The 19,971-nt window shown below is 59.7% G+C and carries 16 protein-coding genes and 1 pseudogene; 5 read left to right on the top strand and 12 right to left on the bottom strand.

Annotation, left to right across the window (positions count from 1 at the left end):
• Positions 1 to 2 precede the first annotated feature (2 nt).
• Positions 3 to 1,112 (top strand): PilT/PilU family type 4a pilus ATPase, encoded by a 1,110-nt coding sequence (locus ACQ4OB_RS03460; protein ID WP_074877534.1) that lies wholly within the window; start codon positions 3 to 5, stop codon positions 1,110 to 1,112.
• Between the two features lie 116 nt (positions 1,113 to 1,228).
• Here the strand turns inward: ACQ4OB_RS03460 and ACQ4OB_RS03455 are convergent, their stop codons facing one another.
• The 12 genes and pseudogenes from ACQ4OB_RS03455 to ACQ4OB_RS03400 all read right to left on the bottom strand — a co-directional run bounded on the left by ACQ4OB_RS03455 (position 1,229) and on the right by ACQ4OB_RS03400 (position 16,007).
• Complete coding sequence (locus ACQ4OB_RS03455; protein ID WP_074877533.1) at positions 1,229 to 3,184, bottom strand: acetoacetate--CoA ligase; 1,956 nt, start codon at positions 3,182 to 3,184, stop codon at positions 1,229 to 1,231.
• 152 nt (positions 3,185 to 3,336) lie between these two features.
• Complete coding sequence (locus tag ACQ4OB_RS03450) at positions 3,337 to 4,110, bottom strand: 3-hydroxybutyrate dehydrogenase (RefSeq protein ID WP_074877531.1); 774 nt, start codon at positions 4,108 to 4,110, stop codon at positions 3,337 to 3,339.
• A gap of 7 nt (positions 4,111 to 4,117) precedes the next feature.
• Positions 4,118 to 5,509 carry a GntP family permease gene (locus ACQ4OB_RS03445; protein WP_430955134.1) on the bottom strand — a complete coding sequence of 464 codons (1,392 nt, stop codon included), beginning with the start codon at positions 5,507 to 5,509 and terminating at the stop codon, positions 4,118 to 4,120.
• 286 nt (positions 5,510 to 5,795) lie between these two features.
• Complete coding sequence (locus ACQ4OB_RS03440) at positions 5,796 to 7,211, bottom strand: sigma-54 interaction domain-containing protein (protein ID WP_430955133.1); 1,416 nt, start codon at positions 7,209 to 7,211, stop codon at positions 5,796 to 5,798.
• A complete protein-coding gene (locus tag ACQ4OB_RS03435) occupies positions 7,208 to 8,791 on the bottom strand; it encodes an ABC transporter ATP-binding protein (RefSeq protein ID WP_430955132.1) in 1,584 nt (527 codons plus the stop codon). The genes ACQ4OB_RS03440 and ACQ4OB_RS03435 overlap by 4 nt, the downstream gene beginning before the upstream one ends.
• A gap of 14 nt (positions 8,792 to 8,805) precedes the next feature.
• Entirely contained in the window at positions 8,806 to 9,828 is a 1,023-nt protein-coding gene (locus ACQ4OB_RS03430) for an ABC transporter permease (RefSeq protein WP_074877523.1), read from the bottom strand.
• A complete protein-coding gene (locus ACQ4OB_RS03425) occupies positions 9,828 to 10,889 on the bottom strand; it encodes a microcin C ABC transporter permease YejB (RefSeq protein WP_430955131.1) in 1,062 nt (353 codons plus the stop codon). The genes ACQ4OB_RS03430 and ACQ4OB_RS03425 overlap by 1 nt, the downstream gene beginning before the upstream one ends.
• Complete coding sequence (locus ACQ4OB_RS03420; protein WP_430955130.1) at positions 10,889 to 12,757, bottom strand: extracellular solute-binding protein; 1,869 nt, start codon at positions 12,755 to 12,757, stop codon at positions 10,889 to 10,891. The genes ACQ4OB_RS03425 and ACQ4OB_RS03420 overlap by 1 nt, the downstream gene beginning before the upstream one ends.
• Before the next feature lie 134 nt (positions 12,758 to 12,891).
• A complete protein-coding gene (locus ACQ4OB_RS03415) occupies positions 12,892 to 13,173 on the bottom strand; it encodes a peptidylprolyl isomerase (protein ID WP_046048458.1) in 282 nt (93 codons plus the stop codon).
• 108 nt (positions 13,174 to 13,281) lie between these two features.
• A pseudogene (locus ACQ4OB_RS03410) lies at positions 13,282 to 14,162 on the bottom strand (esterase/lipase family protein).
• A 291-nt stretch (positions 14,163 to 14,453) separates the two neighbouring features.
• A complete protein-coding gene (locus ACQ4OB_RS03405; protein ID WP_430955129.1) occupies positions 14,454 to 15,542 on the bottom strand; it encodes a 3-deoxy-7-phosphoheptulonate synthase in 1,089 nt (362 codons plus the stop codon).
• Between the two features lie 336 nt (positions 15,543 to 15,878).
• Positions 15,879 to 16,007, bottom strand: coding sequence for a hypothetical protein (locus ACQ4OB_RS03400; protein ID WP_256581310.1), 129 nt, complete (start codon positions 16,005 to 16,007; stop codon positions 15,879 to 15,881).
• A gap of 160 nt (positions 16,008 to 16,167) precedes the next feature.
• On the opposite strand from ACQ4OB_RS03400, the gene ACQ4OB_RS03395 reads away from it, so the two are divergent.
• From ACQ4OB_RS03395 to uvrC, 4 genes are all read left to right on the top strand, one after another.
• Positions 16,168 to 16,926 carry a carbon-nitrogen hydrolase family protein gene (locus ACQ4OB_RS03395; RefSeq protein WP_430955128.1) on the top strand — a complete coding sequence of 253 codons (759 nt, stop codon included), beginning with the start codon at positions 16,168 to 16,170 and terminating at the stop codon, positions 16,924 to 16,926.
• Positions 16,926 to 17,369, top strand: a complete 444-nt coding sequence (locus tag ACQ4OB_RS03390; protein ID WP_430955127.1) for a GNAT family N-acetyltransferase — start codon at positions 16,926 to 16,928, stop codon at positions 17,367 to 17,369. The genes ACQ4OB_RS03395 and ACQ4OB_RS03390 overlap by 1 nt, the downstream gene beginning before the upstream one ends.
• Before the next feature lie 126 nt (positions 17,370 to 17,495).
• Positions 17,496 to 18,137: a response regulator transcription factor GacA gene (gacA, locus tag ACQ4OB_RS03385; protein ID WP_008015884.1), complete on the top strand. Its 642-nt coding sequence runs from the start codon at positions 17,496 to 17,498 to the stop codon at positions 18,135 to 18,137.
• A gap of 2 nt (positions 18,138 to 18,139) precedes the next feature.
• Positions 18,140 to 19,963, top strand: coding sequence for an excinuclease ABC subunit UvrC (uvrC, locus tag ACQ4OB_RS03380; RefSeq protein WP_074877509.1), 1,824 nt, complete (start codon positions 18,140 to 18,142; stop codon positions 19,961 to 19,963).
• The last annotated feature ends 8 nt before the right edge of the window (positions 19,964 to 19,971 follow it).

Here is a 19,971-nt window from a genome sequence, read left to right as displayed (position 1 = left end):
CCATGGAAATCGATGCACTGTTAGGGCTTCTGGCCAGCCAGAATGGCTCCGATCTTTATCTGTCCACCGGTGCGCCACCCAGCGCACGCTTCGAGGGTGTGCTGAAACCCTTGGCTGATCAGCCGTTCAAGCCGGGAGAAGTCGCGGCCATTGCCGCGTCCATCATGGACGCCGAACAGCGTCTTGAGTTCGATCGTGAACTGGAGATGAACCTGGCGATTTCCTTGGCCGGTATCGGGCGCTTTCGGGTCAATATCTTCAAACAACGCAACGATGTGTCAATCGTGGCGCGCAACATCAAGCTCGACATTCCGCGTTTCGAAAACTTAAAACTGCCGCCGGTACTGCTCGAGACGGTGATGCTCAAACAAGGACTGATGCTATTCGTCGGCGCTACCGGCTCGGGCAAGTCTACCTCGCTGGCGGCATTGATCGACTACCGCAATCGCCACAGCAGTGGCCACATCATCACCATCGAAGACCCGGTCGAATACATCCATCGGCACAAGAAATCGATCATCAACCAGCGCGAGGTCGGCGTCGATACCCGCAGTTTTCACGCCGCATTGAAGAACACCCTGCGCCAGGCACCGGACGTGGTGCTGATCGGCGAAATCCGTGACCGCGAAACGATGGAGCATGCACTGGCGTTTGCCGATACCGGTCATCTGGTGATTTCCACCCTGCATGCCCACAACGCCCATCAGGCGCTGGACCGCATCATCAACTTCTTCCCCGAGGAACGGCGGACACAGCTGCTTCACGACCTGGGCAACAACCTCAAGGCGTTCGTGTCCCAACGGTTGGTGCACACCCGGGATGGTCAGCGACGGGCGGCGGTGGAAGTGATGATTGGCACGCCAACTGTCGGCGATCTGATCCGGCGCAATGAGTTATCCGAACTCAAGGGGATCATGGAGAAGTCTGTGGAGCTGGGGATGCAGACGTTCGACGGAGCGCTTTACGCATTGGTCGTCGAGGGGGCGATCAATGAGGAGGAAGCGTTGAAGTATGCGGATTCAGTGAACAATTTGCGTCTGCGGCTGAAGCTGCACGCCGAGGCGTCACCGCAATCCCCCGCACCACCGGGTGAATGGGGATTAATGGACTGACATAAATCCCATGTGGGAGCGAGCCTGCTCGCGATGGCTGCGGGTCAGTCAGTATTGATGTCGACTGACACACCGCTTTCGCGAGCAGGCTCGCTCCCACAGTAGATCCCCGGCGTTCAGTCGTTGAGTTCGGGGCGGTTTCGGAATTGCTCAAGCGCCTCGGGATTGGCCAAGGCATCAGTGTTTTTGACCTTCTGCCCATGCACCACATTCCTCACCGCCAGTTCAACGACCTTGCCGCTGATAGTGCGCGGTATATCGGTCACCGCGACAATCTTCGCCGGCACATGCCGCGGTGTGGTGTTGGCGCGGATGACCTGGCGAATCTGTTGTTGCAGCGCTTCGTCCAGTTCGACGCCCTCGCGCAATCGCACGAATAGCACCACCCGCACGTCATCCTGCCACTGCTGACCGATGGCCACGCTGTCCAGGACCTGTGGCACTTTCTCCACCTGACGGTAGATTTCCGCGGTTCCGATGCGCACGCCGCCGGGGTTGAGCACAGCGTCGGAGCGTCCGTGGATCATCATCCCGCCGTGGGGCAATTGTTCTGCGTAATCGCCTTGGGCCCAGACACCGGGGAACTGACTGAAATACGAAGCGCGGAGCTTTTCCTGCCGAGGGTCATTCCAGAACCCGATGGGGATGGCCGGGAAGTGCCGGGTACACACCAGCTCACCTTTTTCGCCGACTACCGGCTGGCCATTGTCGTTCCAGACTTCCACCGCCATGCCCAGGCTTTTGCCTTGAATCTCACCACGGCGTACCGGTTGCAGCGGATTCCCGTTCACAAAACACGAGACGATGTCGGTGCCGCCGGACATCGAGGCCAGGCACAGGTCAGGCTTGAGATCGCGGTAGACGTAGTCGTAACTTTGCGGCGATAACGCGGAGCCGGTGCACAGCAGGGTTTTCAGGCTGCTCAGGTCATGGCTTTCGCGAGGTTTGATGCCGCTGCTTTCCAGGGTTGCCAGGTACTTGGGGCTGGTGCCGAAGACACTGATGCGTTCGTCGTCGATCAGGTCGATCAGGCGCTCCGGGTCCGGATGAAATGGTGAGCCGTCGTACAGCACCACCGTGCTGTCCACGGCCAGCGCCGAGACCAGCCAGTTCCACATCATCCAGCCGCAGGTGGTGTAGTAGAACAACCGGTCGCCGGGGCCGAGGTCGCAATGCAATCCGTGTTCCTTGACGTGTTGCAGCAACACGCCGCCGGTGCTGTGAATGATGCATTTCGGCACGCCGGTGGTGCCGCTGGAATAGAGGATGTACAGCGGATGCGCGAACGGCACGGGGACGAATTCCGGCTCGCCGCCCACGTCGTAGAAGTCATCCCAGAGCGTCACGTTGGCCGTGGTGTGGAAGTGTTCGATGCGCGCTTGCGGCCGGGCGTAAGGCACGACAATCAACTGCTGCAAGGACGGCAAGCGCTCGAGGATTTCATTGACCTTGGCGGTCTGGTCGATGTCCTTGCCGGCATAGCGGTACCCGGCGCAGGTGAGCAGCACTTTCGGTTCGATCTGGCCGAATCGATCGATCACCCCTTGGGTGCCGAAATCCGGCGAAGAGCAAGACCAGATTGCCCCCAGGCTGGTGGTGGCGAGCATGGCTACCAGGGTTTGCCAGGTGTTCGGCATGCAGGCGGCCACTCGATCGCCAATGACGACGCCAGCGGCGATCAAGCTGTTTTGGAAACCGGCGACATGCTCCGCCAGTTCGGCCCAGGTCAGGTGTTCACGCTGGCCGTTTTCGCCGATGGCAATGACCGCCACGCCATCGTCGCGACGGCGCATCAGGTGTTCGGCGAAGTTCAGGGTGGCGCCGGGAAACCATTGGGCGCTGGGCATTTGCGTGCCCTCGACCAGTACTGCGTCCGGTTGATCGTGGAAACGGATGTCGAAGAAATCGACGATGGCCTGCCAGAACGCTTCACGCTGATCGATGGACCATTGATGCAGGGCAGGGTAGTCGTCGACGTGGAGGTTGTGTCGCTGATTGATGAAGCGCCGAAAGGCCTCCATGCGGGTCTTGCCGATGCGCTTGGCGCTGGGTTGCCAGAGGATGTCGGACATGGCTTGCCTCTTCTTGTTGCTCTCTCGTTCAGATCGTTCCCACGCTCTGCGTGGGAATGCCTCAGCGGACGCTCCGCGTTCGGCTCTTGGGACGCAGAGCGTCCCGGGCTGCATTCCCACGCAGAGCGTGGGAACGATCAGGGTCCGGTTGGTTACTGCGCCAACCACCCACCATCAATATTCCACGCCGCGCCACGCACCTGGCTACCGGCCTCGCTGCACAAGAACAGCACCAGTTCGCCCAATTGTGGCGGCGTTACAAACTCCAGGGAAGGCTGCTTCTCGGCCAGCAAATCATGCTGCGCCTGTTGCGGGTCGATGCCTTTGGCGATGCGGTCATCAATCTGTTTTTGCACCAGAGGCGTCAGCACCCAACCCGGGCAGATGGCGTTGCAGGTGACATTGGTGGTGGCCGTTTCCAGCCCGACCACTTTGGTCAAACCGATCACCCCATGCTTGGCTGCCACATAGGCTGCCTTGCCCACCGACCCGACCTGGCCGTGCACCGAAGCGATATTGATGATCCGTCCCCAGCCTTTGGCGCGCATGCCTGGCAGGCTCAAACGGGAGCTGTGGAATACCGACGACAGGTTGATCGCAATGATCGAATCCCAGCGCTCCACCGGGAACTCTTCCAGCGGCGCCACGTGCTGGATGCCGGCATTGTTGACCAGGATGTCCACGCCGCCGAACTCACGCTCGGCGTAGGCGATCATGTCGGCGATCTGCTCAGGGTTGCTAACGTCGGCCGGGTGATGGCCGACCTTGCCGCCGAATTGTTCGACCTCGGCAATCACCTTGGACGCATCACCGAAACCGTTGAGGATCAGGTTGGCGCCAGCCTTGGCCAGGCTGAGGGCTATCCCTAAGCCGATGCCGCTGGTGGACCCGGTGACCAGTGCAGTCTTGCCCGAAAGAGTTGTCATGAATACCTCACACAATGCCAGTGGCGTAGAAAACACCGATCACCACAAAAACTGCCAGGGTCTTGATCAGCGTAATACAGAAAATGTCTTTGTAGGCTTCGCGATGGGTCAGGCCGGTGACCGCCAGCAAGGTAATCACCGCGCCGTTATGCGGCAGGGTGTCCATGCCGCCACTGGCCATCGCCGCCACCCGGTGCAGCACTTCCAGGGGGATGTTGGCGGCGTGGGCCGCTGCGATGAAGTCATTGGCCATGGCCGCCAGCGCAATGCTCATACCGCCCGACGCAGAACCGGTGATACCGGCCAGCAGGGTCACGGTGATCGCTTCGTTGACCAGCGGGTTGGGAATGCTTTTGAGCCAGTCAGCCAGCACCAGGAAGCCTGGCAACGAGGCGATCACTGCGCCGAATCCATATTCCGACGCGGTGTTCATCGCCGCCAGCAACGAACCGCCGACCGCACTTCGACTGCCTTCGGCCAACTTGCCGCGAATCGCCTGGAAGCCGAACACCAGCACCATAAGGATGCCGACCAGCAAGGCTGCCTGAACGGCCCAGATCGCCGTCAGCTTGGCAATTTCAGTGGTCACCGGCGCGGCCATGCCCGGCAGCGCGAGGCTGTGGGTCTTGCCGTACCATTGTGGAATCCACTGGGTAAACAGCAGGTTCATGATGCCCACCGCCAGCAGCGGCGACACAGCAATCCACGGATTAGGCAGTTTGATGTCGGCAGCGGTTTCCGGCTCGTTGCGCAGTTCGGTGCCATAACCTTCACTTGTGCGCTGGGCCTTGTTGCGCTGGCGTTGCAGAAACAGCATGCCGGCGCAGACCACGAAGATCGAGCCGATCAGGCCCAGCCAGGGCGCGGCCCAGGCGGTGGTGTTGAAGAAAGTGCTGGGGATGATGTTCTGGATCTGCGGGGTGCCGGGCAGGGCGTCCATGGTGAAAGAGAACGCGCCGAGGGCGATGGTCGCCGGGATCAGGCGCTTGGGAATATTGCTCTGGCGGAACATTTCGGCAGCAAACGGGTAGACCGCGAACACCACCACGAACAGCGACACGCCGCCGTAAGTCAGCAGGGCGCAGACCAGCACGATCACCAGCATCGCCTGACGGGTGCCGAGCAGGCGAATCGCCGCAGCGACGATGGAGCGGGAGAAGCCCGACAACTCGATCAGCTTGCCGAACACTGCACCGAGCAGGAACACCGGGAAATACAGTTTGATGAAACCGACCATTTTCTCCATGAACACCCCGGTGAAGGCGGGGGCGACGGCGGAAGGGTCGGTGAGCAGCACGGCGCCGAGGGCGGCAATCGGGGCAAAGAGGATAACGCTGTAGCCACGGTAGGCCGCGAGCATTAGCAGCGTGAGGGCTGCCAAGGCAATGATCACACTCATGGTGTGTCTCCTGGATTGTTATTTTTGTAGGGTGGAACTGTTGTGGGAGAGGGCTTTAGCGAGTTTCGTGCCAGATGATTAAGGCATTGAAATATATGGATTTTTTTCAGGTTCTCATGACGCGCTTGAGGTTGTTGTCTCTATTCGGAGACGTGTGTCGATTTTGAAGGCCTCTTCGCGAGCAGGCTCGCTCCACAGGTTGACTGAGTTGCGCGCAAGAACGCCGTCAAATGTGGGAGCGAGCCTGCTCGCGAAGGTCTTTCTATAGATGGAGATTTGTGTCTCGTTATAGAGACTCCGCAATCCCCAATGCCACCATCTTCTTGTACAACGTCGACCGCCCCAACCCCAACCGCGCCGCCGCTTCAACCACCTTCCCGCCGCATTGCGCGAGGGCCGCTTCAATCAACTGTCGATCAAACCGCTCCCGCGCCGCACTGAACGTCTCTTGCGCAACCGGCTCAATCGTGACAGGCGCAACGCGCGCGACCGGTGTGAACGTACCAATCGCCGCGCGGATATCCGCGGCATTCAGCATCAAGTCATCACTGAGCAGCGCTGCCCGCTCCAGCACGTTGCGCAGCTCGCGAATGTTCCCCGGCCAGGCATGTTGACCCAGCAACTCCAGGGCTTCGCGGTTCAATTCGTGCTGACTGCGCAGCTCCTCCAGAATCGCTTCACTGAGGGCCGGCAGGTCATCGAGTCGATCACGCAGCGGCGGGACCTGGATCGGCAGCACGTTGAGGCGGTAATACAGATCGGCACGAAACTCGCCGCGTTTGATCGCCGCTTCCAGATCCGTGGAGGTCGCGGCAATTACTCGCACATCGCTCTGGATCACTTCGTTGGACCCCACCGGCTCGAATTCTTTCTCCTGCAACACCCGCAGCAGTTTGCTTTGCAGGGGTAGCGGCATGTCGCCGATTTCATCGAGAAACAGGGTGCCGCCCTGGGCGATCTGTAACTTGCCGGCACGGCCTTTGCGATCGGCACCGGTAAACGCGCCGGGCGCGGTGCCGAAGAATTCCGCTTCCAGCAACGATTCGGGAATCGCCGCGCTGTTGATGCTGACAAAGGCTTTGTGCGCACGCGGCGAAGCGCCGTGGATCGCTTGAGCCAGCAACTCTTTGCCAGTGCCGGTTTCACCCAGCAGCAACACCGGGGAATCGGCGCTGGCGCTGCGTCGGGCGCGGCGCTTGACTTCGAGGCTGGCGGCGCTGGTGCCGATAAAGTGCGCAAAGTTGTACTTGGTCTGCCGCGCTCGCAACAGCGAACGGGTGGACGCCAGTTCTTCCTGCATGCTCATGTAGCGCTTGAGCATCGGCGAGAGGCTGCGCAATTCATCGAACAGCGCAAACCCGATGGCGCCGATCACCACGCCGGCGTCGTCATGAATCGGCAGGCGCATCACCACCAGCGGTTCTTTGGGGGTGTCCTGCATATCGAGCAGGATCGGCCGACCGGTGCGCACCACCTCGCGCAACAGACTGCCGGGGATCACGCTTTCGCAGGCCTTGCCGATCGCCACTTCCGCCGATTCCAGGCCAAAGCGCCGGGCATAGCGCTCGTTCATCCAGACAATGTTCGCATCGCGGTCGACAATCACCGTGCCTTCGCTGGACTGCTCGATGATCTCGAACAACGAACGGATGGCCAGAAGGCGAACGCGCTGGTAGTCCTTGAGGCTTTCGGTGGTGTTCATCGGATGGCCTCAGGATGCGCCGCCGCCAACAGCTCCTTGGTATACGGATGCTGCGGCGATTCGAACACGTCATGGCTGGCACCGCTTTCCACCACTTTGCCGTCCCTGATCACGATCATGTCATGCGCCAGGGCGCGCACCACCGCCAGGTCGTGGCTGATGAACAGGTAGGTCAGGCCATGTTTTTCCTGAAGTTGGCGGAGCAGGGCGACCACTTGTTTTTGCACCGTGCGATCCAGTGCCGAGGTCGGTTCGTCCAGCAGGATCAGCGCCGGTTTCAGCACCAGCGCCCGGGCGATGGCGATGCGTTGGCGTTGGCCGCCGGAAAACTCATGCGGGTAGCGATGACGGCTTTGCGGGTCGAGGCCGACTTCCTCCAGTGCCCGAATCACTTCGGCCTTGCATTCGTCAGCCGTCAACTGGCTATGCACCTCAAGGCCTTCACTGATGATCTGCGCCACGGACATCCGCGGGCTGAGGCTGCCGAACGGGTCCTGGAACACCACCTGCATTTTCTTGCGCCACGGCCGCAGCTGTTTTTGCGTCAGGCCATCCAGCGCTTCACCTTGAAAGCGGATGCTGCCTTCGGAATCGAGCAAGCGCAGGATCGCCTGACCCAACGTCGACTTGCCGGAACCGGACTCGCCGACAATGCCCAGCGTCTTGCCGCGCTGAATGTTGAGGCTGATGCCGTCCACGGCCTTCAGGTAGATCTTGCGCTGAAACAGCCCGCCACCGACGACGAACCGCACCCGCAAGTCATCGACCTCAAGCACGTTCTCGCGCTCGTCCCGGGGCAACGCTTCACCTTCCGGTTCGGCATTCAGCAACACGCAGCTGTAAGGATGTTTCGGTTCGGTAAACAGTGTTTCGCAAGGTGCCTGCTCGACGATTTCCCCGGCCTTCATCACGCAGACCCGTTGGGCAATGCTGCGCACCAGATTGAGGTCGTGGCTGATCAGCAGCAGCGACATGCCGAGACGCTGTTGCAGGGATTTGAGCAGCAGCAGGATCTTGCGCTGCACTGTCACGTCCAACGCTGTGGTCGGCTCGTCGGCGATCAGCAGCTCCGGTTCGCAGGCCAGGGCCATGGCGATCATCACCCGTTGCCGTTGGCCGCCGGACAGTTGATGGGGATAGGCCTTGAGCCGCTCTTGGGGCTTCTGAATGCCGACCAGATGCAGCAACTCAAGTATCCGCGCTTGCGCCGCTTTACCGGCCAGGCCCTTGTGCAGCAGCAGGGTTTCGCCGATCTGCTTTTCGATGCTGTGCAGCGGATTGAGCGAAGTCATGGGCTCCTGGAAGATCATCGCGATGCGGTCACCCCGCAGTTCTCGCAACACCTTGGCCGATGCGCCGACCAGCTCCTGGCCACGGTAGCGAATACTGCCGGTGGTTTCGGTACCGGTCTCGGGCAGCAGTTGCAGGATCGAGTGAGCGGTCACCGACTTGCCGCAGCCCGACTCGCCCACCAGCGCCAGGCATTCACCGGGGCGGATGTCCAGGCACAGATTGCGCACCACGGTCTGGCCGCTGAAGGCCACATTAAGGTCACGGATTTCGATCAGGTTGTTACTCATATCAGCCGTCCGCTTCATGATCGTGGATCGAAAGCGTCACGTAACGCCTCCCCGATAAACACCAGTAAAGAAAGAATCAGCGCCAGGGTAAAAAACGCCGTCAAACCCAGCCACGGCGCTTGCAGATTCTGTTTGCCCTGACCGATCAACTCGCCCAGCGATGCACTGCCGGCAGGCATGCCGAAACCGAGGAAGTCCAGCGCTGTGAGGGTCGAGATCGCCCCGGTCAGAATGAACGGCAGGTAACTCAGGGTCGCGTTCATTGCGTTAGGCAGGATGTGCCGGACGATGACTTTACGGTCGGTCAGGCCCAACGCCCGGGCGGCTTTGACGTATTCCAGATTGCGTCCCCGGAGAAACTCGGCGCGCACCACATCCACCAGGGCCAGCCAGGAAAACAGCGCCATGATCCCCAGCAGCCACCAGAAATTGGGCTCGACAAAACCCGACAGGATGATCAGCAGGTACAGCACCGGCAGTCCCGACCAAACCTCCAGCAACCGTTGACCGATCAGGTCGACCCAGCCGCCGTAATAACCTTGCAGGGCGCCGGCGGCGATGCCGATCAGTGCGCTGACAAAGGTCAGCATCAAGGCAAACAGGATTGACACCCGCGCACCGAAAATCACTCGGGCCAACACGTCCCGCGCCTGGTCGTCGGTGCCCAGCCAGTTGACCTTCGTCGGAGGGCTGGGCGCGGGTTGATTGAGGTCATAGTTCGGCGTGTCGTCGCTGAAGGGGATTGGCGGGAACAACATCCAGCCACCGCCCTGGTGAATCAGCTTCTGTACATAGTCACTGCGGTAGTCGGCCTGGAAGGGCAGCTGTCCGCCAAACTCCTGCTCGGTATGACGCTTCAGAACCGGGAAGTAGAGTGAGCCCTGGTAGCTGACGATCAGCGGTTTGTCGTTGGCGATCAGCTCGCCACCGAGGGTCAACAGGAACAGGCCGACAAACAGCCACAGCGACCACCAGCCGCGCCGGTTTTTCTTGAAGCGTTCGAAACGACGACGACCTAACGGCGAGAGCTTGAACATCAGGCGTTCCTCGCGGCGAAGTCGATACGCGGGTCGACGAGGGTGTAGCACAGGTCGCCGACCAGTTTTATCAAGAGACCGAACAGCGTGAAGATGAACAGCGAACCGAATACCACCGGATAGTCCCGGGAAACCGCAGCTTCGTAACTCATGCGACCCAAGCCGTCGAGGGAGAAAATCACTTCGATCAGCAGGGAGCCGGCGAAAAATACGCTGATGAACGCTTGGGGAATCCCCGAGACCACCAGCAGCATGGCGTTGCGAAACACGTGACCGTAAAGCACTTGGCGTTCACTCAGACCTTTGGCCCGGGCGGTGACCACGTACTGGCGCGTGATTTCATTGAGAAAGGAGTTCTTGGTCAAAATGGTCAGCGTGGCGAACCCGCCGACCACCAGCGCTGTCACCGGCAAGACCAGGTGCCAGAAGTAATCGGCGATTTTGCCCACGGTCGACAGCGATTCGAAGTTGTCCGAGACCAGCCCGCGCACCGGGAACCAGTTCAGCGAAGTGCCACCGGCGAAGACCACCATCAGGAACATGGCGAACAGGAACGCCGGCATGGCGTAGCCGATGACGATCGCGGTGCTGCTCCAGATATCGAAGTGGCTGCCGTGGTGCACGGCCTTGCGGATACCCAGAGGGATCGACACCAGGTAGGTGATCAGCGTTGCCCAGAGCCCGAGGGAAATGGTCACCGGCATTTTTTCCAGGATCAGGTCGGTGACGGTCACCCCACGGAAAAAGCTCTTGCCGAAGTCCAGGCGCGCGTAACTGGTGAGCATCAGCCACAGGCGCTCGTGCGCGGGCTTGTCGAAGCCGTATTGCTTTTCGATGTCCTTGATCAGTTGCGGGTCGAGGCCGCGACTGGATCGGGAGGTGCCGGACATGCGTTCGCCGGAACCGCCGCCGACACCCGCGCCGCCGATGCCTTGCAACTGCGCGATGGCCTGTTCCACCGGGCCGCCCGGCGCGGCCTGGACGATGATGAAGTTGACCAGAAGAATGATCACCAGCGTCGGAATGATCAGCAGCAGACGCCGCAGTGTGTAAGCCCACATCAGTGCGGCCCTCCGGGTCTGCCACGGCTGATTTGCTCAGCGGTCATCTGTTGATTGGTCAGCGGCGTGGTGCTGATTTCCCACCAGCTCTCGATGGCTTCGTCATTGCTGGCTTGCTCGTTGGGCCTGCCGAAACGATTCCACCACACGGTGGAGCTGCCCGGCGGGTAATAGTTGGGAATCCAGTAGTAATTCCATTGCAGCACCCGGTCCAGCGCGTGGGCGTAGCGCAGCATTTCGGGTTGGGTGGTGGCGCGAATCAGTCCGGCGATCAATGTGTCGACCGCTGGATTTTTCAACACCATGTAGTTATTGGCGCCAGGGTCGTTGGCCGAGACCGAGCCGAAGTAATTGAGCAGTTCACCCCCGGGCGACGTCGTGACCGGGTAGCCGGTGACAATCATGTCGTAGTCGCGGCTCATCAGGCGATTCACGTACTGGGAGGAGTCGATGCGGCGAATGTTCATGTCGATGCCGATCTGTTTCAGGGTGCGTTTATACGGCAACAGCAATCGGTCCATGCCGTTCTGGCTGACCAGGAAAGTGAAACTCAAAGACTGGCCTTCGGCGTTGACCAGTCGATCGCCATCGGGTTTCCAGCCGGCCTGTCCGAGCAAATCGAGTGCCTGCAATTGTTTGTCGCGTATCACGCCACTGCCATCGGTTTTCGGAGCCTGGAAAACCTGGCTGAACACCTCGTCGGGGACCTGCCCGCGCAGCGGTTCGAGAATCGCCAGTTCGCCGGCGTCCGGCAGGTGTCGGGCGGCGAGGTCGGTGTTGGAAAAGTAACTCTGCTGGCGGATGTACATGTCGCGCATCATCTGCCGGTTGCTCCACTCGAAATCCCAGAGCATGGCCAGCGCCTGACGCACTCGACGGTCCTGGAACAGCGGGTTTTGCAAGTTGAACACAAAGCCCTGGGCCGGTTGCGGGGCTTGGGTTGCCAGGTGCGCCTTTTGCAGACGCCCGTCACTGAGGGCCGGGCCTTCGTAGCCGATGGAGTAAGCGGTGGCGGAGAATTCCCGGTTGTAGTCGTAGGCACCGCCGCGCAGCACCTGGCGGGCGACGTCGGTATCGCCGAAGTACTCGATACTGAAATGATCGAAATTGTAGAGGCCGCGGCTGACCGGTAGATCCTTGCCCCACCAATCGGCATTGCGCTTGAAGGTGATGCTGCGACCGGAGTCGACCTTGCCTACCCTGTAGGGGCCGCTGCCCAACGGTGGCTCGTAACCGCCGCCATTGGCGAAGTCACGAGTCTTCCACCAATGCTCGGGAAACACCGGCAAGGTCGCGATATCAAGGGGGAGGGTACGGTTTTCATTGCTTTTAAAGTCGAACCGAACCGTTAGCGGTGATTCCACTTCGACGCCTTTGACGTCGGCAAATTGGGTGCGATAACGCAGGCTGCCCTGGGTCATCAACAGGTCAAAGGTGTAGCGCACATCTTCGGCCGTGATCGGTTTGCCGTCGGCGAAACGGGCCTTGGGGTTGAGGTAGAAGCGCAGGGACAAACCGTCATCCGAGCGCTCCATCTTCTGAGCCACCAGGCCGTACACGGTGTAAGGCTCATCCAGCGAACGCTGGGCAAGGGGCGAGTAAAGCAGGCCGTCGACCTGTGTGACGCCAATGCCTTTATCGATGTAGGGCAACATATGATCGAAATGACCGATTTCGACGGCCGAGCGGCGCATTGTGCCGCCCTTGGGGGCTTGCGGGTTTGTGTAGGCAAAATGACTAAAGCCGGCAGGATACTTTGCCGGTTCACCGTACACGGTCAACGCATGTTGCGGTGCTGCGGTCACGCCGGTGATGCTCAACAACAGAGCCACGGCCGTGAACAATAAAGTAGGGAACGCCAGTCGCATTGTCAGCCTTAGAGCCGGGTGGTCAGTAACCGCAATTTGTACGCTAGCGGCGCGTCCCTCGCCACCCGTATCACGTATCCCAAACACAACGGCCCACCAGAAGGCGGGCCGTTATGCAGAAACTTAAAGGCTGATCAGTCCTGGCGGCTGGTCACTTCCAGCAGGTGGTAACCGAACTGGGTCTTGACCGGGCCTTGCACCACGTTGATCGGTGCGCTGAATACCACGGCGTCGAATTCCTTGACCATCTGGCCTGGACCGAACGAACCCAGATCACCGCCCTGGCGGCTGGATGGGCAAGTGGAGTTGGCTTTGGCGACTTCGGCGAAATCAGCGCCGCCTTCGATTTGAGCTTTCAATTCGTTGCACTTGGCTTCGCTGGCAACGAGGATGTGACGGGCAGTGGCTTTAGCCATGGTGAAATACTCCTTTCAATGTTCAGTAAAGTGCGGAGCCTACCGGATTCAGTGGTCTATTTCTTCTCAAAGTTCCGTCCATATTATGCAGGCCGGCACGGTGTTCCTTTATAAGCCGGCATTTCTCAGACGCTCTGCATGCTGCACATACAAGACAATCGGGTCGATGCCCTTGTGCCGCGGACCGACGGTCTGGTTGAGGCTGTCCAGATGATCCAGCGGGTAGTCGGACCGGATGACTTGCCCAAATGGGAGCTATAGCGGCCAACCAGGCCATCGTTCTGCTCGGCTTCGGTGGTGAAGTAGTGGGAAAAGGCGCGGAGGAACCCGTGCAACGGACTCAGTGCATCAAGTCCTTTGTCGAGGAGGTCGCCCTGCAAGGTGCCGCTCCAGGAGTAATAACGCACACCGTCGACCAGTTCGCGACCCTTGCCACCCCAGGTTTTCGGCAACCCCTGGGGATATTTGTCGTTGAACGCGCCCACGCCTTCGGTGGTCAGGGCATTCAGTGCGGCGATGGCGTTCTGCGGCAGGTGACTGTGGCCGCTGAGCAACGATAGAAAGTCTGCAAACAACGTTGCGACTGTCGAGGCAACGTGTTCCGGCAGGCGCCCGGGCGTCAGCGCCTTGCGCAAGAAGTCGGCCAGTTCCGAACCGTGATTCGGTCCGCTGACGGAGGTTACCGAAGCAATTATTTGCGGCGCTGCCGCCGCTGCGTAACGTGCAGCGAGTGCGCCCTGGCTGTGGCCGATCAGGTTGACTTTGTTCGCACCGGTTCCCTCCAGTACGCGTTCGATCTGCGCCAGAAGTTGGTCGCCGCGGACTTCATTGCTATGGGTAGCCGACAAGTGCGGGATAAACACTCTTGCGCCTGCACTTCGAAGTGCCTGCTTGACGTCATGAAAGAGTTCGATCTTGCCGATGCGGTCGAAGCCGAACAGCCCGTGGACCAACAGAATCGGATACTGAGTAGTTGCATTCCGTAGCATGTTCTTTCCTTTTTCGCAGTCGTTCAGAGGTGTGTTGATGGGCTCACTCTAATGCACACCCGCTGTTCGGCGTTGTATGAAGAAGCCGCTGTAACCTGATGAAAACGGAATAGAAAATGTACGAAAGTTCGAAAGTGGATGAGGTCTCGTTCGGAATATTTGGACATCTTTTGATCTGTAACAGAGGATTTTTCAGCAATGGCCTACTTCGGCAACACCCTTTGCCTGTGAGTCGTGTCTCGATTCCGACGTCCGGCCCTCAATGTGAGGGCTGGACGTTGGGTGTGTGGCTCACGCCGATTGTTGATCCCTGTTCCGAGCCCTGAGCCGATCGGTTGCCTGGCGCAGCAACAGTTCTGTTGCGCTCCAGCCAAGGCAACCGTCCGTGACTGACACGCCGTAACGCATGGACGGGCCCAGCGATTGGCAGCCTTCGAACAGGTGACTCTCGATCATCATGCCGATCAGTGATCGATCGCCTTGCAGGCGCTGTTCAAGCACATCGTTAAACACCGCCGGCTGACGCAACGGGTCTTTGCCGCTGTTGGCATGGCTGCAGTCGACCATGATCCGGGCCGGGATCTTCAGTTTGATCAAGTCGCTGTTCACCCGAGCGACGCTGTCGCGGTCGTAGTTCGGTCCGCGGTGTCCGCCACGCAGTACCAGGTGGGTGTCGGGGTTGCCCGGTGTCTGAATGATTGCCGGGTGACCCTGGCTGTCGACACCGAAATGGCGATGCGGGTGAGCGGCAGAGCGCATGGCGTCGCTGGCCACACCGACACCACCATCGGTGCCGTTCTTGAAGCCGACCGGCATGCTCAGGCCACTGGCCATTTCACGATGGATCTGCGATTCGGTGGTGCGGGCGCCAATGGCAACCCAGCTCAGCAGATCGTCGAAGTAGCCAGCAGCCATCGGTTGCAGCAGTTCGGTGGCAATCGGCAATCCCAGGCGGAGCATTTCGCGCATCAACTCGCGGGACAACGTCAAACCGCCGGCCATGTCATCGCTGCCATCCAGATGAGGATCGTAGGCCAGGCCTTTCCAGCCAACGGTGGTGCGGGGTTTTTCGACGTAGGCGCGCATCACCAGCAGCATTTCATCGCTGACGTCGGCGGCGAGGCGGGCGAGGTTGCCGGCGTATTCGAGGGCGGACTGAGGATCGTGAATCGAGCAGGGGCCGACGATGACCAGCAGACGGGAGTCTTCACCGTTGAGGATCGCGCGAACCGCCTGGCGGTGGGCGGCGACTTGCTGGCTCAGGGCGTTGCTGAGTGGCAGTTGCTGTTTGAGTTGCAATGAGCTGGGCAGGCGCAGGGTCAGCGCTTCATTGGCAGGGCTCAAGGTGGACAGCGGCAGAGCAGAGACGGACGAGTTCATATTCGGGCTTCCTGGGCTGGCGGCGGGTTCGTTCCCGCGCGCTCGGCCCTACTGGGGTGTTCGACAATTGGCCGGATTGGCTGCGTGTGTGTGCTTGCCACCTGTGGGTGACCGATCGGAGGCGGCAGGCTGTCCCGAGCGGAGGCTGCTAAATCGCCAGGCGGTAAAACTGTCGTAACGGTAATAAGTGGCGTAGTTCATTGTTGAATCCTCTGGTTGTCTGGTGTGTCGCTAAAAATGTGCGGGGCTGAAAAAACAAAACCCCCGGTCGGGAAGCCGACCGGGGGTTGAGAAATCTCTGGTGGCGACCCGTTTAAAGTGGGCGCCGTGTGGGTATCAGGCGCGCCAGTGGCTAAACCAATACCCAAAATAAAAGCTGACCGGAGCACAAACGTCATTCACCCGGGCAGCCGCCACCGAGCGCAGGGCGCTGACGGTACGAAGCTGTGAGAGGGTGTTGAACATGGTTTGTCTCCGATGAGTGCGCCGAGCTTACTAGAGGCCGGTACGTGGATTCAATCAGAAAATGCTATCGATCACCGCAGGCATTTTCTATCGCTTGAGTGCGTCGCCGGTTGTGACACACTTTGTGCTTCGCTTATGTACAACCTCGCAAGGACGAACCATGACGCCACTGATCATCGCCGCTGCTCAATCGGTCTCCATCGCCGGTGACCTTGCTGCAAACATTGTGTGGCATCAGCGCTTCATGCAGGTTGCTGCTGAGCAGGGCGTGCAATTGCTGGTGTTCCCGGAGTTGTCCCTGACCGGGTACGAGCGTGGACTTGCGGCTGAATTGGCCATTGCGCCAGACGCCAGGGTTCTGCAACCGTTACGGGATCTCGCTCGGGAAGTCGGTGTGACGGCTGTCGTCGGGATGCCGATTCGCCTGTCGGAGGATTCGCCCGTATTGATTGGCGCGCTGGTGTTGGGCGCTGATGGATCGCTCGGGATCTACAGCAAGCAACATCTGCATCCAGGCGAGGAGGTGGCATTTGCACCGGGAACCGGCGGTCCGGCCCTGACCGTAGGTGCCGATACGGTCGCGTTGGCGGTGTGCGCGGATTTCTCTCATCCCAGTCATGCAGCCGCGGCGGCGCAGCAAGGTGCCGATCTCTATGCGGCGGGCGTGCTGATCACGGAAAACGGCTACGCCCCGGATACCGCTTTGTTACAAGGCTACGCCAGCCATCATTCGATGGCGGTCCTGATGGCCAACCATGGCGGTGCGACGGGGGGCTGGGAATCGGCAGGACGCAGCGCGATCTGGGCGTCGGACGGTTCGCTGATTGCGGCCGCGCCGGGTACAGGCAACCTGATGGTCGTGGCTCGCCGCGATGCTGATGGTTGGCAGGGGCAAATAGTGACTGTCGAGGAGGCTTGATGGCATTCGAATTACGCCCGGCGACGCACCGGGACCTCGCCTTCGCTCGTGAACTGACCCGAATAAACATGCTGCGCTATTACATTCAGCACGATCTGCTGTGGCAGGACGAAGGTTTTGATGTTGGCTGGGCAGGGCGCGAAAATTGGTTGATTGTGCGCAATGAGACCTTGCTAGGCTTCGTCAGCCTGAGTCGTGACGCCAAAGCCCTGTACATCCGCGAGTTGCATGTCATTGAAGCGTTTCGAGGGCAGGGCGCCGGTTCCTGGACGATTGATCAGGTATTCGCCATGGCGTGCAAGGAGCGGCGTCCGGCATTGCGCTTGACGGTTTTTGAAAATAATCCTGCGCAAGCGTTGTATGCGAGAAAGGGCCTCAAGGTAGTCGGCACGGACGAGTGTTTCCTGAGAATGCAGCGTGATATCAACGCCTCGCCTGGCTGAAACACGCATACGGCAAGCCTTTCAAGATGTATTGAAACTTTTTATATGACGCTTGCCGCTAGGTCTGCCAGTTGCTTTTTGCTAAGGTGTCGGCAACCCAATAAGACCATATCGCGAGGTGTCTGCTTGATTAGGGTGCTAGTAGTCGATGACCATGATCTCGTTCGTACAGGCATTACACGAATGCTGGCTGACATCGATGGCCTGCAAGTAGTCGGCCAGGCTGAGTCAGGCGAAGAATCCCTGCTCAAGGCGCGTGAGTTGAAACCCGATGTGGTCCTGATGGACGTCAAGATGCCCGGTATCGGCGGTCTTGAAGCCACGCGCAAATTATTGCGCAGTCACCCGGATATCAAAGTCGTCGCGGTCACCGTGTGCGAAGAAGATCCGTTTCCGACCCGGTTGTTGCAGGCCGGTGCCGCGGGCTATCTGACCAAGGGCGCCGGGTTGCCGGAAATGGTCCAGGCCATCCGCCTGGTGTTTGCCGGGCAGCGCTACATCAGCCCGCAGATCGCGCAACAACTGGCGATCAAATCCTTCCAGCCGACCAATGATTCACCTTTCGATGCCTTGTCGGAGCGGGAAATCCAGATCGCGCTGATGATTGTCGGCTGTCAGAAGGTCCAGATCATTTCCGACAAGCTGTGTCTGTCGCCAAAAACCGTCAACACTTACCGTTACCGCATTTTCGAGAAGCTTTCGATCAGCAGCGATGTCGAGTTGACGCTGTTGGCGGTTCGTCACGGCATGGTCGATGCCAGCCTCTGAAAATGACTGAAGTCTTCGATCCAAGCGCCTTTCTGTCGACGGTCAGTGGGCGTCCCGGTGTGTATCGCATGTTCGACAGCGAAGCACGCCTGCTCTACGTCGGCAAGGCCAAGAACCTCAAGAATCGCCTGTCGAGTTACTTCCGAAAATCCGGTCTTGCACCCAAGACCGCGGCGCTGGTCGCGCGTATCGCTCAGGTCGAAACGACGATTACGGCCAATGAAACCGAAGCCTTGTTGCTTGAGCAGACGCTGATCAAGGAATGGCGTCCGCCCTACAACATCCTGCTGCGCGACGATAAATCCTACCCTTATGTCTTTCTCTCGGATGGCCAGTTCCCTCGCTTGAGCATCCACCGCGGTGCAAAAAAGGCCAAGGGCAAGTATTTCGGCCCTTATCCCAGCGCCGGCGCCATTCGTGAAAGCCTGAGCCTGCTGCAGAAGACGTTTTTCGTTCGCCAGTGCGAAGACAGCTATTACAAGAACCGTACGCGTCCTTGTCTGCAATACCAGATCAAACGTTGCAAGGCGCCCTGTGTCGGATTGGTGGAGCCCGAGGTGTATGCCGAAGACGTCCGGCACTCGGTAATGTTCCTTGAGGGGCGCAGCAATGCGCTGACGGACGAGTTGTCCGCAGCCATGGAAGAGGCGGCGATCAACCTCGAGTTCGAGCGTGCTGCTGAGCTGCGGGATCAGATTTCATTACTGCGCCGGGTCCAGGACCAGCAAAGCATGGAAGGCGGGACGGGCGACGTCGACGTGATCGCAGCGTTCGTCAATCCAGGTGGTGCCTGCGTTCATTTGATCAGTGTGCGGGGCGGGCGGGTGTTGGGGAGCAAGAACTTCTTTCCGCAGGTGGGTATTGAAGAGGACGTTTCTGAAGTCATGGCGGCGTTTCTCGGCCAGTACTTCATCAGCAGTCCCGAGCGCGACCTGCCGAGCGAACTGATCGTCAACGTGGTTCACGAAGACTTTCCGACCCTGATCGCGGCCATTGATGAACTGCGTGGTCGCGAATTGACCATCAGTCATAGGGTTCGTGGTACGCGAGCACGCTGGCAACAGCTGGCGGTCACCAATGCCGAGCAGGCACTTGGAGCGCGACTGGCTAACCGTCAACACGTTGCTGCACGTTTCGATGCGCTGGCGGAAGTGCTGAACCTGGACGAACCGCCACAGCGCCTGGAGTGTTACGACATCAGTCACTCCAGCGGCGAAGCGACCGTGGCTTCTTGTGTGGTGTTCGGCCCCGAAGGTCCGATCAAGTCCGACTACCGTCGCTACAACATTGAAGGCGTCACCCCGGGCGATGACTACGCCGCGATGCATCAGGCCCTGACCCGACGCTTCAGCAAACTGAAGGACGGGGAGGGCAAGCTGCCGGACATCTTGCTGGTGGACGGTGGCAAGGGACAGCTGTCCATGGCCCGCGACGTGCTCAATGAATTGGCCGTGCCTGATCTGATTCTGCTGGGCGTCGCCAAGGGCGCCACGCGCAAGGCCGGTTTCGAAACCCTGTACCTGAACGATGCTGCCCACGAATTCACCTTGCGCGGTGATTCCCCCGCGCTGCATTTGATCCAGCAGATACGCGACGAAGCTCACCGTTTCGCGATTACCGGGCACCGCGCCCGTCGTGGCAAAACCCGCCGCACGTCTACGCTTGAGGGCGTTGCCGGTGTCGGGCCGACACGTCGCCGCGATTTGTTGAAACATTTTGGTGGATTGCAGGAGCTGTCTCGTGCCAGCATCGAAGAGATCGCCAAAGCACCCGGGATCAGTAAAAAGCTCGCAGAGTTGATTTATGCCAATCTGCACAGCGAGTAGAATGCCCC

It is taken from the genome of Pseudomonas sp. ES4 (genome assembly GCF_050586665.1).
GTDB classification, from domain to species: domain Bacteria; phylum Pseudomonadota; class Gammaproteobacteria; order Pseudomonadales; family Pseudomonadaceae; genus Aquipseudomonas; species Aquipseudomonas frederiksbergensis.
This window is presented reverse-complemented; position numbering and strand designations above follow the sequence as displayed.

Excerpts from the sequence above, each read along its gene's own strand:
- ACQ4OB_RS03460 (WP_074877534.1), top strand. The coding sequence starts at position 3 with ATGGAAATCGATGCACTGTTAGGGCTTCTGGCCAGCCAGAATGGCTCC.
- ACQ4OB_RS03455 (WP_074877533.1), bottom strand. The coding sequence starts at position 3,184 with ATGTCCGACATCCTCTGGCAACCCAGCGCCAAGCGCATCGGCAAGACC.
- ACQ4OB_RS03450 (WP_074877531.1), bottom strand. The coding sequence starts at position 4,110 with ATGACAACTCTTTCGGGCAAGACTGCACTGGTCACCGGGTCCACCAGC.
- ACQ4OB_RS03445 (WP_430955134.1), bottom strand. The coding sequence starts at position 5,509 with ATGAGTGTGATCATTGCCTTGGCAGCCCTCACGCTGCTAATGCTCGCG.
- ACQ4OB_RS03440 (WP_430955133.1), bottom strand. The coding sequence starts at position 7,211 with ATGAACACCACCGAAAGCCTCAAGGACTACCAGCGCGTTCGCCTTCTG.
- ACQ4OB_RS03435 (WP_430955132.1), bottom strand. The coding sequence starts at position 8,791 with ATGAGTAACAACCTGATCGAAATCCGTGACCTTAATGTGGCCTTCAGC.
- ACQ4OB_RS03430 (WP_074877523.1), bottom strand. The coding sequence starts at position 9,828 with ATGTTCAAGCTCTCGCCGTTAGGTCGTCGTCGTTTCGAACGCTTCAAG.
- ACQ4OB_RS03425 (WP_430955131.1), bottom strand. The coding sequence starts at position 10,889 with ATGTGGGCTTACACACTGCGGCGTCTGCTGCTGATCATTCCGACGCTG.
- ACQ4OB_RS03420 (WP_430955130.1), bottom strand. The coding sequence starts at position 12,757 with ATGCGACTGGCGTTCCCTACTTTATTGTTCACGGCCGTGGCTCTGTTG.
- ACQ4OB_RS03415 (WP_046048458.1), bottom strand. The coding sequence starts at position 13,173 with ATGGCTAAAGCCACTGCCCGTCACATCCTCGTTGCCAGCGAAGCCAAG.
- ACQ4OB_RS03405 (WP_430955129.1), bottom strand. The coding sequence starts at position 15,542 with ATGAACTCGTCCGTCTCTGCTCTGCCGCTGTCCACCTTGAGCCCTGCC.
- ACQ4OB_RS03400 (WP_256581310.1), bottom strand. The coding sequence starts at position 16,007 with ATGTTCAACACCCTCTCACAGCTTCGTACCGTCAGCGCCCTGCGCTCG.
- ACQ4OB_RS03395 (WP_430955128.1), top strand. The coding sequence starts at position 16,168 with ATGACGCCACTGATCATCGCCGCTGCTCAATCGGTCTCCATCGCCGGT.
- ACQ4OB_RS03390 (WP_430955127.1), top strand. The coding sequence starts at position 16,926 with ATGGCATTCGAATTACGCCCGGCGACGCACCGGGACCTCGCCTTCGCT.
- uvrC (WP_074877509.1), top strand. The coding sequence starts at position 18,140 with ATGACTGAAGTCTTCGATCCAAGCGCCTTTCTGTCGACGGTCAGTGGG.